Source organism: Clostridium sp. BSD2780061688st1 H5, assembly GCF_005845155.1.
GTDB lineage: Bacteria > Bacillota > Clostridia > Lachnospirales > Lachnospiraceae > Claveliimonas > Claveliimonas intestinigallinarum.
In genome coordinates this window covers 21,918-39,094 of the sequence record NZ_SPGT01000028.1, presented here as the reverse complement: position 1 = coordinate 39,094, position 17,177 = coordinate 21,918, and the positions used below count along the sequence as shown (strand labels likewise).

The window sequence follows — 17,177 nt, the reverse complement described above, 5'->3', positions numbered from 1 at the left end:
ATTATGAGGATTTGGAACTGGTAGCATAGTCAGTGATATCCTTGAAATAAATGTGTCAACTAATCTTGACAATATCATAGTTTCGCTGTCAGCAGTAAAAGTATAATCACTTTCCACACGCTTTCCATTGATAAGAAGTTCTGCATTTTCTTCTTTCAACATCTGCCAGCCCACAAGTTTGTACTGTGTACCGACTTCTAAGCCCTCTAAGGTTACGGTATCAATGATTGTTACCTCTTTTCCAGCTTCAAGCTCTTTGTTGCCGTCCTTATCCGTAGCAGTCGTATGAATTTTGATGATACGCTCTGTGATAAGTACGGTTTGCCCGTCGTCCTCAATGTCCTTGTGTTCCGCAACTTTTACGGGTTCGTCTGGATTGCTGAAATCATACAATTCTTCAAAGGTAACAAGGTTCTTGCCACCTAAAGCAGACGCATTGAATATATAGGAAATTTCCACTTTCATTTCTTCATCATCAGCGACAAAGGTATAATCGTTTTCTACACGTTTCCCGTCAATAAGAAGTTCTGCGTTTTCTTCCTTTAACATCTGCCAGCCTTTGAGCTGATATTTTGTGCCTTTTGTAAGTCCGTCTAATTTGACAGTATCAACGATTGTAACCTCTTTTCCTGCAAGGATAGTCTTTTCGCCGTCCTTGCTGGTCGCTGTGGTATGGATAGAGATTTCTTTTTCGTATTCATCAGTCAAAGTCCCTAAATCAATCACAAGATTATTTCTTGATACCACGATTTCAAAAGGTGGGATAAGTTCAAAGCCTTTGTTACTGTTGCAACGCATTTCTTCAATGATGTAAGTATCGTAAGGTAACGCACCTTTGCTGTCGTCTGGTTCAGAAGTTCCAAACCACACGCCGTCCTCGCTTGTTTTTCCTGCGTTGGTATTGTGCTTATGAGAAGCCCAGTCAGCAGAAGTGGAGAACTGACCGTTATCATCAGTTACCACAACATGACTTTCGCCCGTTGTCTTGCTTGTGATCCTAAAAGGAACATCAGCAAGACGCTTATGTGTGCCCGCACCTATTTTTATACCCTCAATATCTCCACGCTTAATCTGATTATAGATAGAATGGGCTTCGTCTGTTAAGTCCACGATTTTTCCATTTTCTGTGATTGCAAAATCAATCGGTTTCGCACCGTCTGTCAAGTAACCGTCTGGAGCTTCACTCTCAACGATACGGAATTTTCCATAAGGTAAAAGGTCAGCGGAAGTAGAAGCGACACCCTCAATGTCTGTATGGATTGTTTTTAGCACTTCATTTTTCTTGTATAGCTTGCCCTCAACCAATACCGCATTATCATTTAAGGAAATGATGTCAAAGGCAGTATCTTTCAAGGTAGCACTTCCTTGTGGTTTCGTATCGCCCGTTTCTAAATCTCGTTTCTGAATTTTCACACCGCCACGGATAACCTTGTCTGATACGGAAAACTGGTTACTTCCAGATAGTACGGCAAGGTCGCCGTCCTCGGTAATCTGTGTTACATATAAGCCCTTAATCTGTTCGGGCTTATCGCCAGCCTGCATATATGCACCGTCTAACAAGTAGCCGTTTGGAGCTTTTGTTTCCTCAACAGTAAGTGTCCCAAGTGGAAGAACCGCCTTACCGTCCTGCATATAGAAGCTGTCGCCAGATATCTTGTATGCGTCCGCTAATTTTGTGATGTAATGAGTTGTCCCGTCGCTGTCTGTTTCAGCGATTGTCTTTGTAACCCATGTACGAGTAGCTTCGGCAGGAAGATTTTCTTTATTGTAGAAGCCAGCATAATACTTCCATGTAAATTCCGCACCTGCTAAAGAAGCGTTCCCTTGCGGATTGTCTTTCTGTGTTTCCATATCAATCTTGAAAAGCTCAATCAAAGTGTCTGTTACTTTCGGTGTATCTGATACTTTCAAGGTAGCTGTCTTTCCAGCTTCAACCTTTAAGGAATATACAGTTTTATCTACTTTATATCCTGCTGGTGCGGATAATTCCTTGATATAGACTGTGCCAGCTTTTACCTCTGCAACATCTGTATTGCCGTTTTCATCAGTCGTAAGGGTGGCAAGCTGTTTCGTGCAGTCCTTATCAGAAAAGACACCATAGGTTGCACCTGCAATAGAGTAATTCCCGTTACTGTCTGTAATGCTGGTATTACTGGAAGTCTTTTGCAGTTTCGCATTTCCGACATTCAGCTTCGCCCAGAATTGTCCCAATTCCTGCCCCTCGCCAGAGTAGATATAACCGCCACATTCATAGCGTCCTTTATTTTCTTTGACAAAGGCTTTCGCACCAGCGAAAACTTCGTCCTGCGTTGCCTTTGGAATTTCATCATAAGAAGCTCGCACGTTATCACATTGCCAGCCAAGATGTACGCTTAATCTCTGCCAGACTACAAGCTGTCTTAAAAGGTAAGCGTGATTTTTGCCTATTCCGCTGTGGCTGTCTGTGTACTGTTTTACATATTCGATAGATAAGGCAACGTCGCTTATCTGGTCGATACTCATGCGTGAGCTTGCGTCAGCTCTGGTCTTGTAACCATTCTTAAAGTCTGTGTTAATGTCAATACAGTAAGCGTCCTCGCCCTCAACAGTTAAATGTCCCTCATTAAAGGTAGAACCAATCGAACCGTCATTCATTACTTTTTCAACGATACCGACACGCTCGTTTGACTCCGTCCAGTATTGCTTACTTTCTGCATGAACGGGTGTAGTCGGTAAAGCAGTAACGACAGTTGCAAGAGCTAAGAAGCCCGTACACAATCGTTTCCATGTCTTTTTCATAAATCTAATGCTCCTTTCATTTTGGGTAATAAAATAGCCGTCCAATAAGAACGGCTGGAAATAGAAAAGGAACGTCATTTTAGGCGTTCCATAGTCTATAAGTTATTCAATTTTTTCTTGTTTCAATACTGATGTGCTGTACCATATCTTTGCATATCTAGGAAAACTTGCGTATCAAGGCTCATTCGTTAGTAGTAAATAAGTAGTAAATTGATGTGTTTGTTTCCTTGAAAATGCTGATAGATACTGTGTTTTAGCGGATAATCAGATTTTTATTGTGTTTTTATTAAAAAAACAGCCTGTCATAGTATTCTTTGATACATTTTGTATCCGAAATATCCGAATATTTTTCCAACAATCCCTTTGTAAGATTTGCCCGTTCATCAGAGGAAGCCTTTTTCGTTTCATCCGCCAGATCAAAAATAAAGACATCCGCATTTTTTCTCCGGCCTTCTCTGTTGCAGCGCCCTCCTGCCTGAAGAATGCTGTCCAGCCCTGCTCTTTCACGAAAAACAGTATAGACATCCAGATCAACACCCGCTTCGATAAGAGACGTGGAAATAATGGTGACTCTTCTTTCTTCCGGTACATTCTCAAAATTAGGATACTCTTCTTCCAGAAGTTTCAATTCTTTGCGGATCTCCTTAAGAACTTTTTTTCTGTCGAAGGATGTCATATAAGTTGAAAGATGATATTTTTTCCCACCGCACTTCTGGAACAGTTCCCTTGCCGTTGCTTTTTTATTTACGATAATCAGAGATGACGGGCTCTGGCTGCTTCTAAGAAGCAGTTCTTCACTTTCCACCTCTCCCAGATAACTGTATCTACATTTCTGAAACTGAGAAAACAGTGACGAATCATCGATCAGACTTGTAATTTTACTGTCAGTCAGAGCATATTCTCTGATCAGCTGTTCAAAGTCAGGCATCGTAGCAGTCAGAAAAACCGCCTCACTGTGCAGATATCTCGTTATGTAGGTTATGGCCTGCAGACATGGCTGCAGATAATCCTGCGGCATCAGATGCGCCTCATCAAATATAAGAATACTATCTGACATATTGTGCATCTTACGAAGTTTTCCCCTTTTATTTGCATAAACAGATTCAAAAAACTGGACCGCCGTGGTAATCACAAAAGGAGCATCCCAGTTTTCAGCTGCACACTTAGCTGCTTCGCGATAATCTTCCGATCCGTTTTCTTCGTCCTCATAGGAAAATGTTGACTGATGCCGCAGAATCTCCAGATCCTCCCGGAACAATTCTCCAAAAACTTCCGCCGTCTGCTCAATAATACTGTTATACGGAATTATGTAGATAATTCTCTTTTTCTTTTTTAAAACTGCTCTCTCCAGGGCAATTTTGACACTTGCCAGGGTTTTCCCGCTTCCTGTGGGCATATTGAGCAGATAAATCTCCGCATCCTGCGCCTCTTTCTGAAACGCCTGTTTCTGAAGAAGTGCTCTTGTTTTCTGAAGTTCTGTTTTGCAGACAAATGAATCCAGTTTGTGATTTACTTTTTCCAGGCACGCCCGGAAATCTGCCCGAAGCCGCCGTGGCAGTTCCCTTTCCTTACAGAATTCCGCTGTATCCCTGGAGTCTGCATCCACAAGACAGGAAAAGGTATATCGTGTCAAAAATGCAAATTTGTCTATAACCTTCCCCATATCTTTACCGCAATCCTCAAGCAGATAATTCACCCAGCTTCTCCCATCCAGTTCCGGAAGATGCATCTCCTTCTTATATTCGCTAAAATCTTCAAACTCTTTTTGCATTCTTCCACATAATGTCGACATACCGCTGTCATCATTTGGGAACCCGCCGTCCGGCAGCCCCGAATGATGCCCTGCAATACAATATTCCATCATGAGAGCCATTGCCTGGGCAGGATATTTCTCCTTTGCCACAAGAGCACCGCAGGTGGAATGTTCCACCCTGACATCAGCGCCACGGATCCTCTTCTGAAATTTGTGTTGATACTTGCCTATGTCATGCAGAAGCCCCGTCGCATACAAAAAATCTTTCAGTTCTGCAATTGCATATTCCGCGCACAGCTCTGCTGTGTTTTCATTGTGTTCCTTTACAGTCTGCTCAGCGCCTGTCGTCTCATTAATATGTGCAATATATTTTCCCAACAGGATCACCTCCTCTCATTTTCTCTTTAACGATAAAACTGTATTTCAAGTCTGTACATTTTTTATCTCTTATATCCTATTAAGTCAATCATATCAGATTATCCTCACAATTTCGATAAAATTCAAATAAAATCATTCAAATTGTTTGTCATATTGACCAAAAGAAAATAATCACTTAAAACACTTCAAGCCGCTCTTGTCATCTGGTTTTGAATACTATATAATGGGTATATTGAGGTGGTGAAACTATGACAATTGATACAAAAGATATGCTGAACAGTATCCTGCAGAGCCTCTCCCGCATCGACTACGTGAAGCCCCAGGATATTCCGAATATTGACCTGTACATGGATCAGGTCACAACCTTTATGGAGAGCCAGCTCGGCTCCACCCGCCGGCACGGCGAGGACAAGATCCTGACAAAGACCATGATCAACAACTACGCAAAGAACAATCTTCTTCCCCCTCCTGTGAAGAAGAAATACTCAAAGGAGCATGTGCTGGTCCTGATCTTTATCTACTATTTTAAAAATATCCTCTCCATCAAAGATATCGAGACGCTCCTTGTGCCTCTCACGGAGAAATATTTTCACAATGGGGAGGACTTTGACATCACCTCCGTGTACGAGGAGGTATGCAGTCTGGAGAAATCCAGAATCGACCAGCTGGCAAAGGATATCGCGAAAATGTACAATACATCTGCCGAGACCTTCCAGGACGCGCCAGAGGAGGACCAGGAGTCGCTGCAGCTCTTCTCTTTCATCTGCAGCCTTGCCTTTGATGTCTATGTAAAAAAACTCCTCATGGAAAAGCTGATCGACCAGCTCCCCGGCTCTGAGGAGAAGAAATAGCATATTATCAGTGCACCTACGCAAAAGAAGATTGCCTCGGGCAATCTTCTTTTTTATCTATTCTTCTTTTTTGTTGATCCTCTCAAACACCATGTCGTACCCATCGTTCCCGTAGTTGAGAGAGCGGTTCACCCTGCTGATAGTGGCAGTGGACGCCCCGGTCTTGTCCGCAATCTCCAGGTAAGTCTTGTGGTCCCGCAGCATCTTGGCCACCTCAAACCGCTGGGACAGGGAGAGCAGCTCGTTGATGGTACAGATATCTTCAAAAAATATATAACACTCTTCTTTATCTTTCAGACTCAGTATGGCGCTAAACAGATAGTCCACCGCCTCGGTTCTGATTTTTTTGCTCATATTTATTCTCTCCTCCGAAACGAAATTCATTATGCGTATATTTTAGCACACTAAATTCATAAAGTCCATAGAGAGGCCGGAATATTTTCCCTTCGGGTATTTTGCCCTATATTTTATCCGCTATTTGCGGGCCCTGCGCTTCAGCACGGACATCAGCCTGTCAAAGGATGTATTGGCCACCAGCTCCTCCGGGAAGTCTGCCTCAGTGAGAAGCCTTTCCGAGTACTCTATGTTCACGATGTCCACATCCACGTGGGCATCGCTGCCAAGTGTCACCATTGTGCCGTATTTCTTGCAGCAGCGCAGCATTTCCAGAGCGTTTCCATAGGTGTTTTCCCGGAAGCCGCCCGGCCGGAGGGAGGAATTGTTGATCTCCAGGAGCGTACCCGTCTCCCTGGCTGTCCTGGCAAGGATGTCATAGTCCGGTCCGTACCGTCCATCGTCGGGGTGGCCGATAATGTCGATATAGTCCTTCCTCATGGCATTGACGTAGGCTCTTGTATTCTCCTCCCTGCCGCTTGTCTTTCCATAGCAGGGCGGATGGATACTGGCCACCGCTATGTCAAGAGACCGGATCGTCTCCTCCGGCAGATCCACCGTGCCATTCTCATCCAGTATGTTCAGTTCCACACCGAAGAGCAGCCTGAGATTTCCCAGCTTCCTGGGGACCACCTTCAGGTTCTGGAAATAGTACAGGCCGCAGGTTCCGGGCATCTTCGGCGCGTGCTCCGTGATAGCAAGTCCCTCCAGCCCTTTACTTTCAGCCATGGAAGCCATCTCCCGGATCGTGTTGTAAGCATGGCCGCTGGCAATGGTGTGGGTGTGGGTATCAATCTTAATTTCCATCTCTTCCTCCTTATCATCTGCTGTCGCTTATGTCTGTTTTTCTCCGTTCGTATCAGGTATAAATTTCTTCTGTCCGGTAATCATTATAACGTATCCATTTTTATTTAGCAAATAAAGGAGGTCCCAGTCACATGAGCAGAAAAGAAAAGAAGGCCGTATCACAGAAGAGGGAGGGCCTGGACAACCAGTCAATCATCGACTCCTACGACTATATATCGGGCGCCGCCTCGGCCGGCGACTGCACCGGACTGATCCCTTCCGAGCCCGTCTCGGAGGCGGAGCGGGAGTCCTACCAGGATCTGTACGCCTACCAGTATCTCCCACCTAAATTTCCCCCAAAGAAAAAATAGGGAAACACATCCTCCTTTTTCCGCATATAGTAAGGAAAAAAGGACTGTATTATTATGGCAAATCAGACACTTGTCCCGGTGAGCGGTGTGATCCAGCGCATCACGCCTCTCTCCGGGGACTGCTGCTCCCTGCAGGTCTCAATCGTAAACAACAGCGGGGTATCCAACTTTATCGTCAGCCCCTCCACCTACGTCATCCAGGAGGTTCATCTGCGGGCCGGCATGCTGGTAACCGCCTTCTACGACAGCGATCTGGCGATCCCTCTCGTGTATCCGCCGGAATACCAGGCCGTCATCATCGGCCGGAAGAATGCCAACGAGACGATCTACGCCGGCTGGTTTGACGGAGACCTGCTGGCTGTGGACCAGTCGCTGAAGCTGAATGTGGGACCCTCCACCCAGATCATGACATCCAACGGGCAGAGGTTTAACTGCAGCCTGGAAGGACAGCTCCTCATCGTCTACTACTCCGCCGCCACCATGAGCATACCGCCCCAGACCACACCCAGGCGGATCATTGTCGTGTGTTAGCACTTTTCCTCCTTCCGCATATACTAAACCACCAGAATTTTTAAGGAGGATTTTATGAAAAAGCGTCTGTTTACTGTACTGCTTGCCGCCGTCCTGGCTCTTGCAGCCCTGGCCGGCTGTTCATCCGGTAAAGACGATGGCACCTCTGCCTCCGGCCAGGCCGGCGGCAGCGAAAAAAAGTCCACAAAGGTAGTGCTGAACGAGGTGGCACACTCCATCTTCTATGCGCCCATGTACGTGGCCATCGAGGAGGGATACTTTGAGGAGGAAGGCATACAGGTAGAGCTGGTCAACGGCTTTGGAGCCGACAAGACCATGACCGCCGTCCTCTCCGGTGAGGCAGATATCGGCTTCATGGGGTCAGAGGCCTCCATCTACACCTACAACGAGGGAGCGGGCGACTATGTGGTCAACTTCGCCCAGCTGACCCAGCGGGCCGGCAACTTCCTGGTGGCCCGGGAGCCTGTGGAGGATTTCTCATGGGAGGACCTGAAGGGTCACCTTGTTCTCGGGGGAAGAAAGGGCGGCATGCCGGAGATGGTGTTTGAGTATATCCTGCGCCAGAACGGCATAGATCCGCAGAGCGACCTGACCATCGACCAGAGCATTGATTTCGGCTCCACCGCGGCGGCCTTTGCCGGCGGTCAGGGAGATTTCACGGTCGAGTTCGAACCGGGAGCCACCAGCCTGGAGCAGGAGGGAAAGGGCTATGTGGTGGCCTCCCTTGGCACAGACAGCGGCTATGTCCCCTACACCGCCTTCTCCGCGAAGAAGAGCTATATAGAGGAGAACCCGGATGTGATCCAGGGCTTTACCAACGCCCTCCAGAAGGGCATGGACTATGTGCAGGGCCACACTCCGGAGGAGATCGCAGGTATCATCGCGCCTCAGTTTGAGGAGACAGACCTGGATACCATCACCACCATTGTGACCCGCTACTATGACCAGGACACCTGGGCTGACAATCTGGTCTTCTCCGAGGACAGCTTTGACCTTCTCCAGGATATCCTGGAGGATGCAGGCGAGCTGGAGAAGCGAGCCCCCTACGAGGATCTTGTAACCACAAGGTTCGCCCAGGAGGCAGCCAGATAGTGACCATCCTGCTTGCAGGCTGATCATATATATCGCCGTTCCTTTCGCGCCGCTTTGGCGCAGGGCGGCCGGGCAGGAGGCATCCTTTTGATGCCCCTGCCCTTTTCTACGTTTCTGAAGAAAATCTTAGGACTTTATAAAGCTTCTGTGTCTTTGCTTGCATCCCGCCCTCATACATTATAGAATAGTCCTGTTATAAGGAGGTATACATATGAACGGCAAATCATACAGTGACTTTTTTGACGACGACTTCGAGGTAGTCTACGAGGAGGATCTGCCCGAAATCAATATAAACGATGATGACAATGATGACGAAGATGAGGAATACGGCGATCGCAGCCGGGGCTCTTCCGCAAGCCGGAAGAGCAGGCGCTCCGGCTCCGGAAAAGACAAAAGAGAGCGCTCCGGCAGGGACGGCCAGGAGGACGGAAGGAGCAGGTCCCGCTCCAGGAGCAGGCACAGCGTCCTCTCCCCCGTCAAAAAGACAGCCCAGACAGGGGCCCGGGCTGCGGCCCGTCTGATACAGATGGTCTGTAAGACAGCCTCCCTTGTGCTGATCGCAGTGATCACATTGATCCTGGGCTCCCACTTTCTGGAGGGGCTCTTCACCTACGGCAACCCGGCCGCGGCCGTGGGGGAGAAGAATTATACGATGGCAGCCTACGCCGCCTTTGCCCTCTTCCTCCTGCTCTTTGAAATCATCTCTTTCCTCTGGGCCCTGACCGGCCCCCGGGTGGCAAGAGATGGCAGACGCAGCTTCCAGAGCGACACAGGCAGAGGCATGTTCTCCTTCATTCTGGTGGGTGCCGGCTCCGTCCTGGCCTATGTACTGGCAGGCCTTATCCCCGGATCCCCTGCGCCTCTTAGAGGACTTTCGGGAGCTGTGGACATCTACGGATCTCTCTCCGTCACACTGGTGCCCCTGTGTATCGCGGGCGTCATAAGCTGCATACTCCGGAAGCTTTTCTCCCGATAGCTCGTAGGGGGCTGTCGCATCAATGATTAGAAAATCATAGATGCGGCAGCATCTTTTTACCATTTTTAAGCCCAAATATTCTTTTCTTTCATTTCGTTTCTACAAAAAGGCGAACTTTAATAAACCTTTTCTGGAAAAAGGATCGCTTTCAGTATTCACTTTTGACCTGTCAAAATCAGGCGGTTTGTTTGAGTGAAAATAAATGCCGTCCTGTCTTTCCCGCCTGAATCTTATGATGAAGTTTGTTTATGTTATACCCGATCGCCAACAGGATGCTCTGGGCGGTTACATTTGCTTTCCCTCGATATAAATATCGTCTGAATTCCATATCCTCTTTAATGTTTGCAAAGCTTCCTTCTGCCTGTATGCTTCGGTTCATCCGGAGCTGTGTACCATAAACACTGGTAATCCGCTCCAATGTTTCCTGACGTTTTTCTTTCATTTTTTTCGAAACGTACAGTACTTTCTGGCGGTCTTCCATTGGTGTTTTGCAGTTGTTCCCCTTGATGCAGTCTGTTTTGAAAGGGCATCCACTGCATCCGTTACTTCGATATACGGTAACAGTTCTCCGGTATCCACTGGCCGTCTTTTCCCTCTTTTCGTACTGCACCGTCAACATCTGTCCATTTTTACAGTAATAACAGTCCGCTTTCTCATCATATTTCATGTTTTCCATCCGCCCGATATCCTGACGGTATTTTCGGGTTTTGGAAATCTCATAGTTCTGGGGTTTGATATAGGCCAGCTGACCGTTTTCTTCGAGAAACAGGTAATTCTCTTCGCTTTCATATCCTGCATCTGCCACAATCTCCTGATATTTAAACGGAAGATACAACTCCATATCTTTCAGGAATGGGATCAAGGTCCTCGTATCTGTAGGCCGTGGACTGATATCCAGCCATGTGATGTATTCTGAATCCACTCCATGTTGAAGATTATAAGCTGGTTTCAGCTGCCCATTGAGCATGGCATCTTCTTTCATCCGCATAAAAGTCGCATCCGGGTCTGTTTTAGAATAACTGTTACGGTCTCCACAGACATAAAGCTTTTTATTGTACTCCTTCAGTTTTGCTATGTAAGTTTCCAGAGTTTCCAGCGATTTCTGAAGGTGTGTTTTTCGTCGTCCGGTTCCATGGACAAAGACAATCCCTTCCTCCTGCCTGATCCTGCACAGCTTTTTTCGCAGCCTTTTTAATGTGTGAAGAGAGACTTTCCCATTATAAGCGATCCTGAAACCGTAAAGATTTTCACACTCTTCCACAAGAACAAGGATCTTATCGAAAAGTTTTGCCTGATTTTTCGTAACAGCCTTTTTCCAGACAAAAGTATATTTGTTCGCAACGGATTCTATTTTCGTTCCATCAATAAAGATGCTTTTCCCGGAAATCTCTCCAAGAGAATATAAGAGTTTCGACACCTCGGCCAATGTCTTTTTCGAACATTGTGCGAAATGCAGAGAAATAAAACGTGCAAAGGTCGCATGGTCAGGTGCTGGCTTTCCTTCCAAAAGGTACATGAAGTTGATATCCCTGCGGCATGCAGTTTCGATATCCCGACTAGAATAGATCCGATTCATGCTGGCGTAGACCATGATCTTAAACAGCTGTCTCGGTGTCGCCTGATTTTTCTTTATCCTCCCATAAGTCTGATAAAGATCGCTGAGTTCCATTCCCTCCACAAATGCACTCAGAAGACGGACCGGATCATCTGCCGGAATCAAAATTTCCACATCCAGCGGAAGTTTGATTTGATAGTACAGAGAAGATAGAGTATAATCTTTCTGTAGGATTTTATTTAGTCGCATAAATAAATTTTACACCAAGAGCCAGGCCTTGCACAGACCTGGCTCTTATTCTCTGCAAAAAAGTGCTGCCGCACTAATTATTTAGTGCGACAGCCCTCTTTTCGTGTGTCCTGTCCCAGAAGTAATCGTCCAGGGCGTTCAGGTTTTCGTCCGAGTGCTCGATCTCCCTGGCATAGCGGCGGGACATGCGGATCAGCGCCTCTATGTCAGCAGTGGTTCCCCGGACATACCACTCCATCATCACAAGCTCCTGTATCCACCGGGTGGAAAAGAAGGCCAGGCATACCTTGGCGTGGACCGCGTCGTCGTACACAGCTCCGCAGAAGTAGGTGTAGACGAAAAACAGCGCCAGCTTCTCCAGCCTTCGGTCCCAGGCCTCTCTGCCCGGCCCGCTGCTTTCCAGGCTCTCCCGGAAGGAGGCCCGTATCTTCTCATACTTCTCTTCCCCCGCCTGGCGAAGGAACGCCTCCTCCTCTCTCAGCAGCGCCTCCCAGGCAGGCTCCAGTCTCTCCAGACCTTCCAGCACCCGCAGCTCCTCCAGCAGCCTGTCATAGCGGGACAGTCGGGCAGGATTCACCCACCTTTCCTCCTCCGGCAAGCCAGGTTCCTGCTTTCCCCCGGTCCGGATCCACTCCTCCATACCGGGATAGTCTCCCTCCTCCAGCAGGAGCTGCACACCGCCCGCAAAGGCCAGACAGGCCCTCTCCTTCTCTTCAAAGGGCAGATCCCTCCTCTGCAGAAGGGCATACAGGGCTTCCCTTGCGTCTACCAGATTGGTATAGAGAAGAAAGTCAAAGCCCTCCTCAAAGGTCTCCTCCTCCGGGGTGTCCTCTGTCACAAAGGACAGCTCCCTGTCCTCCTCCAGCATGATCCGGGCCGCCTCGGGGCAGGACAGGGAGAGGGAGTACTCCCGCACATTTTCAAACTCCTCCACATGTCTGGGATACCGGGTGCATGTCTCGCAGAGAGCCTCCTCCCCCTTCTCGATGTAGAGGTCACAGAGCCCCTCCCGGTTCAGCATGGCGCACCTTCCCTCATACTGGCGGAAGGTGCCGTCCTCCCAGGAGACGGACCTGGCCATCCTCCTCCCGAAATCCCCCTGGTAGCCTCTGTATTTTTCCAGGGATGCCTCGTCGATAACGATCTGCCATCCCTCACAGCAGGAGGAGGGGCACCTGTCTGCCAGACATCTGAACGTATCATAATAATCAGGTCTTATATACCGCATGTCACTCTCCTACAGGAAAATATATTTCAGGATGAACAGAACCGCCAGCACATACATGAGGGCACTCAGCTTTTTCTCCCTGAATTTGCCGCTCAGCAGGTTGAGGGCCACATAGGAGATCACTCCCATGGAAATGCCCTCGGATATGCTGTAGAAAAACGGCATGGCTCCGATGCAGATGTAGCAGGGAATGGCCTCGCTCATATCGTTGAAATCAATGTTGACTACGTTGGTCAACATATAGAAGCCCACGATCACCAGTGCCGGCGCGGTGGCAAAGGAGGGGATGGCGAGGAAGATGGGCGAGAAAAACAGCGCCGCGCCGAACAGGATCGCTGTCGTCAGGGCCGTGAGCCCGGTCCTCCCCCCCTCTGTCACGCCGGATGCGCTCTCCACAAATGTGGTGGTCGTGGATGTGCCCAGCACAGCTCCCGCGGCGGTGGCCACCGCGTCGGCCAGAAGCGCGCCCTTGATGTGGGGCAGCCGCCCCTCCTCGTCCAGCATGCCGGCCTTGGAGGACACACCAATGAGTGTCCCGATGGTGTCAAACATGTCCACAAAGAGGAAGGCGAATATGACAACGAGGAAATTCAAAGAGAAGATCCCGCTGAACTCCATCTTGCAGAAGATGGGAGACAGACTGGGAATGGACAGCCCGTTGCTGAAATCCGGCAGGAGCCCGTAAAATCCGGCCTCCGGGTTGGGCACATAGATGCCCGCCAGCTGACAGATGATCCCCAGCACCCAGGTGATCAGTATACCCCAGAGTATATTGCCCTTGACATTGCGCAGCACCAGCACTCCGGTGATGATCACGCCGGCCAGCGCCAGGATCACCGTGATCCCCACGTCGTTGAAGGTGGCCTCCACACCGTTTGCCGCATTGTACCCGTCCAGAGAGTAGAGCTCCAGCAAAGTGGAGCCTCCCACCACGATATTGGCGTTCTGCAATCCGATAAACGCGATGAAAAGGCCGATTCCCACGCTGACCGCCGCCTTCAGATTCTGTGGGATAGCGTTAAATATAGCCTCCCGTACGCTGGTCAGGGAGAGGATGATAAAAATAATACCCTCCACAAAAACCGCTGTCAGAGCCACCTGCCAGGTGTATCCCATGCTCAGCACCACCGTGTAGGCAAAGTAGGCGTTCAGCCCCATGCCCGGCGCCAGGGCAAAGGGATAGTTGGCAAAAACAGCCATCAAAAGCGTCCCGATCAGGGCGGCCAGCGCCGTGGCAGTAAAGACAGCCCCCTGATCCATTCCCGTGGCCGACAGGATGCTGGGGTTCACCGCCAGGATGTAGGCCATGGTCATAAAGGTGGTGACGCCTGCCAGGATCTCGGTCCTGACGTCAGTACCGTTCTGCTTCAGTTTAAATAATTTTTCTAACATCTTCTCCTCCTTTGTACTCTCTTCCACTGCTGTACTTTCCTTTAACAGCTTTAAGTATAGCAAAACGGATCTGCCAATTCAAACAGATCCGTCTTTCCGTATTCGTCTGATATCCATCCTATATCCGTCTTACATCATCTGTTTCTCCGGAAATCAGCGTATCTCTCGGATCTTCTTCCTGAGGGGCAGCACCTTTCCGGGAGCCACAGAGAGCTCGTCAATGCCCATCTGTATGAAGGTCTCGGTCATGCTGGTGTCCGCCGCCAGATCGCCGCAGATGCTGATATGCTTTCCCTCCAGGTGGACGTTGTTGGCCACGATCCGGATCATCTTGATCAGGGCCGGGTGATAGACATTGTAGTAGCCTGTCAGCTTCCGGTTGGTCCGATCCATAGCCAGGGTGTGCTGGGTCAGATCGTTTGTCCCAATGCTGAAAAAGTCCACCTCCCTGGCCAGCTCCCCGCTGATCATGACGGCCGCCGGCGTCTCGATCATAACGCCCACCCTGATGTTCTCGTCAAAGGCTGTCTTCTCTTCCTTCAGCTCAGCCTTGGCCTTCTCCAGCACCTTCTTTGCGGCTGTCACCTCCTCGATGGAGGTGATCATGGGAAACATAACCTGCAGATTTCCAAAGGCGGACGCCCGCAGGATGGCCCGCAGCTGGGTCTTGAACATCTCCTCCTTGTCCAGGGAGATGCGAATTCCCCTGTAGCCCATCATGGGATTGCTCTCCCCGGAAAGATCCATGCTCTCCGGCAGCTTATCCCCGCCCAGATCAGCGGTGCGGATGACTACCTTCTTGGTCCCCATGGCCTCCGCCGCCAGCTTGTACACCTGGAACTGCTGATCCTCTGTGGGCAGCTTCCCGGGGGACTCCATGTAGAGAAACTCGCTGCGGAACAGGCCGATGCCGCCCGCATCATTGCGCAGCACTCTCTCGATATCCTCCCGGCTTCCTATGTTGGCGCACACATCGATCCTCTGGCCGCTCTGGGTGACATTTTCCTTTCCCTTCAGCCGCTCCAGAGTCTCCACCTTCTGGAGATTTTGCTGCTTTTTCTGCTTCATCTTCTCCATGGTCGTCTGGTCCGGCTCAATGTACAGCTTGCCGTCAAAGCCGTCTATGATGACCATCTTGCCCTCATAGTCCTTCTTGAGAGCCTCTCCGATGCCAATGACCGAGGGAATCCCCTTTGTCCTGGCCAGCACGGCGGTGTGGGAATTGATGGATCCGTACATGGTGACAAAGCCAAGCACCTTTGTCTTGTCCAGCTTGACAGCCTCGCTTGGATAGAGATCCCTGGCTGCCATGATAAACGGCTCGTCCATGAACATCCGGTCCTTCCGGCTCCTGGAGAGGATGCGCAGGATGCGGGACACCACGTCCTGCACGTCCGCCTCATGTCCCCGCACATAGCTCTCCGGCCTGCCTGAGAAGACCTTCAGAAAGCGTTCCACCGACTCCTTCACCGCGTATTCCGCATTCAGCTTCTGCTCGGTAATGATGCGCACCACCTGGTTGACGAACTCCTCGTCCTCCAGGACAGTCTGCTGCATCTCAAAGATAGTAGCGTTGGCCTCCCCCAGCTCGCTGGCGGACTCATCGTACAGCTCCTGGAGCTCCGCCGCCGTCTTCTTTCTGGCCTTCTGAAATCTGATCAGCTCCTTCTCCGGATCCTCCACATAGATCTTGCGGATCTCCCGCTCTCCCCTGTTAAAAAACACAAGCCGGCCAATCACGATTCCTTCCGATACTTTTTTTCCTGTCAACGTTATCATATGATACTTCCCTGTCCTTTATTTGTTCTGTATGCCTTTTACTTTACACGCTGGCGCAGGTACAGTCAAGTGCGGGCTTGTCCGTCTTACTCCTCAAACAGGGGCGTGGAGAGATATCTCTCCCCTGTGTCCGGGAGCAGGGCAACAATAGTCTTTCCCGCAAATCTGTCCTCTTTTGCAAGCTTCAGCGCGGCGTGAAGAGCTGCGCCGGAGGTGATGCCTACCAACACGCCCTGTTTTCTTGCCAGCAGTCTGGCCGCCTCATAGGCATCCCGGGTCTCCATCCGGATGACCTCGTCGTACACCTCGGTGTCCAGGATCTCCGGTACAAACCCGGCTCCGATCCCCTGCAGTCCGTGCGGGCCCGGCTTTCCGCCGGAGAGCACCGGGGAGTCGGCAGGCTCCACAGCCACCACATGGATAGCCGGATTTTTTTCCTTCAGAAATCTGCCGGTGCCCGTGATGGTTCCTCCTGTGCCCACGCCGGCCACAAACACATCCACCTTCCCTTCTGTGTCCTCCCAGATCTCCGGGCCAGTTGTCTCCATGTGGGCTCTGGGGTTGGCGGAATTGACAAACTGTCCAAGGACAATGGCTCCCTCTGTCTGCCGGGCCAGCTCATCGGCCTTTGCAATGGCTCCGGACATTCCCTTGGCTCCCTCTGTCAGCACAATCTGAGCCCCGTAGCTTGCAAGCAGCTTTCTCCTCTCCACGCTCATGGTCTCCGGCATGGTGAAGACGACCTTATAGCCCCGGGAGGCCCCCACAGAGGCCAGGCCAATGCCGGTATTTCCGCTTGTGGGCTCTATGATGGTGTCCCCCGGATGGAGGAGTCCTCTCTCCTCCGCGTCCAGGATCATAAAGAGGGCGGCCCTGTCCTTCACACTCCCGGCCGGGTTAAAAAGCTCCAGCTTCACAAGCACCCTGGCCTTCAGGCCCTCCTCCCTCTCAATCTTTTCCAGCTCCAGGAGGGGGGTCCCTCCGATCATTTCCTCAACCTTCTTATAAATATGTCCCATGATGTTCTCCTCTCGTCTTGTTGTTTTTGCTATGATGTTTTCTCAG

The 17,177-nt window shown here is 49.9% G+C and carries 14 protein-coding genes; 5 read left to right on the top strand and 9 right to left on the bottom strand.

From position 1 onward, the window contains the following. A partial coding sequence (locus FGQ86_RS14125; protein WP_243127288.1) for an SrtB-anchored collagen-binding adhesin occupies positions 1-2,778 on the bottom strand: 2,778 nt, incomplete at its 3' end. Positions 2,779-3,064: 286 nt separating this feature from the next. Then, positions 3,065-4,909 (bottom strand): CRISPR-associated helicase Cas3', encoded by a 1,845-nt coding sequence (cas3, locus tag FGQ86_RS14120; protein WP_138304787.1) that lies wholly within the window; start codon positions 4,907-4,909, stop codon positions 3,065-3,067. A 248-nt stretch (positions 4,910-5,157) separates the two neighbouring features. Between cas3 and FGQ86_RS14115 the strand changes: the two genes are divergently transcribed. After that, positions 5,158-5,760: a DUF1836 domain-containing protein gene (locus FGQ86_RS14115; RefSeq protein ID WP_033126951.1), complete on the top strand. Its 603-nt coding sequence runs from the start codon at positions 5,158-5,160 to the stop codon at positions 5,758-5,760. A gap of 57 nt (positions 5,761-5,817) precedes the next feature. On the opposite strand, the gene FGQ86_RS14110 is transcribed toward FGQ86_RS14115, so the two are convergent. Further along, positions 5,818-6,114 (bottom strand): YerC/YecD family TrpR-related protein, encoded by a 297-nt coding sequence (locus tag FGQ86_RS14110; RefSeq protein WP_033126950.1) that lies wholly within the window; start codon positions 6,112-6,114, stop codon positions 5,818-5,820. Between the two features lie 120 nt (positions 6,115-6,234). Further along, on the bottom strand, positions 6,235-6,960 hold the full coding sequence (locus FGQ86_RS14105; RefSeq protein WP_138304785.1) for a phosphatase: 726 nt from the start codon (positions 6,958-6,960) through the stop codon (positions 6,235-6,237). 131 nt (positions 6,961-7,091) lie between these two features. Between FGQ86_RS14105 and FGQ86_RS14100 the strand changes: the two genes are divergently transcribed. The 4 genes from FGQ86_RS14100 to FGQ86_RS14085 all read left to right on the top strand — a co-directional run bounded on the left by FGQ86_RS14100 (position 7,092) and on the right by FGQ86_RS14085 (position 9,909). Then, positions 7,092-7,310: a hypothetical protein gene (locus FGQ86_RS14100; RefSeq protein WP_138304783.1), complete on the top strand. Its 219-nt coding sequence runs from the start codon at positions 7,092-7,094 to the stop codon at positions 7,308-7,310. Positions 7,311-7,364: 54 nt separating this feature from the next. Then, positions 7,365-7,841, top strand: coding sequence for a hypothetical protein (locus tag FGQ86_RS14095; protein ID WP_033126947.1), 477 nt, complete (start codon positions 7,365-7,367; stop codon positions 7,839-7,841). 54 nt (positions 7,842-7,895) lie between these two features. Further along, positions 7,896-8,933, top strand: a complete 1,038-nt coding sequence (locus FGQ86_RS14090; protein WP_138304781.1) for an ABC transporter substrate-binding protein — start codon at positions 7,896-7,898, stop codon at positions 8,931-8,933. 211 nt (positions 8,934-9,144) lie between these two features. Beyond that, positions 9,145-9,909 carry a hypothetical protein gene (locus FGQ86_RS14085; protein ID WP_138304780.1) on the top strand — a complete coding sequence of 255 codons (765 nt, stop codon included), beginning with the start codon at positions 9,145-9,147 and terminating at the stop codon, positions 9,907-9,909. A 175-nt stretch (positions 9,910-10,084) separates the two neighbouring features. On the opposite strand, the gene FGQ86_RS14080 is transcribed toward FGQ86_RS14085, so the two are convergent. The 5 genes from FGQ86_RS14080 to cysK form a co-directional block, all read right to left on the bottom strand. Continuing rightward, positions 10,085-11,713, bottom strand: coding sequence for an IS1182 family transposase (locus tag FGQ86_RS14080; protein ID WP_138304778.1), 1,629 nt, complete (start codon positions 11,711-11,713; stop codon positions 10,085-10,087). A 73-nt stretch (positions 11,714-11,786) separates the two neighbouring features. Beyond that, positions 11,787-12,941 (bottom strand): flagellin lysine-N-methylase, encoded by a 1,155-nt coding sequence (gene fliB / locus FGQ86_RS14075; RefSeq protein WP_138304776.1) that lies wholly within the window; start codon positions 12,939-12,941, stop codon positions 11,787-11,789. Positions 12,942-12,950: 9 nt separating this feature from the next. Then, the gene (locus FGQ86_RS14070; RefSeq protein ID WP_033126971.1) at positions 12,951-14,333 is read right to left on the bottom strand and encodes an NCS2 family permease; all 1,383 of its coding nucleotides are present in this window, start codon (positions 14,331-14,333) and stop codon (positions 12,951-12,953) included. A gap of 153 nt (positions 14,334-14,486) precedes the next feature. Beyond that, entirely contained in the window at positions 14,487-16,112 is a 1,626-nt protein-coding gene (gene ptsP / locus FGQ86_RS14065; RefSeq protein WP_138304774.1) for a phosphoenolpyruvate--protein phosphotransferase, read from the bottom strand. Between the two features lie 86 nt (positions 16,113-16,198). Then, positions 16,199-17,131 carry a cysteine synthase A gene (gene cysK, locus FGQ86_RS14060; protein ID WP_033126942.1) on the bottom strand — a complete coding sequence of 311 codons (933 nt, stop codon included), beginning with the start codon at positions 17,129-17,131 and terminating at the stop codon, positions 16,199-16,201. Positions 17,132-17,177: the final 46 nt, after the last annotated feature.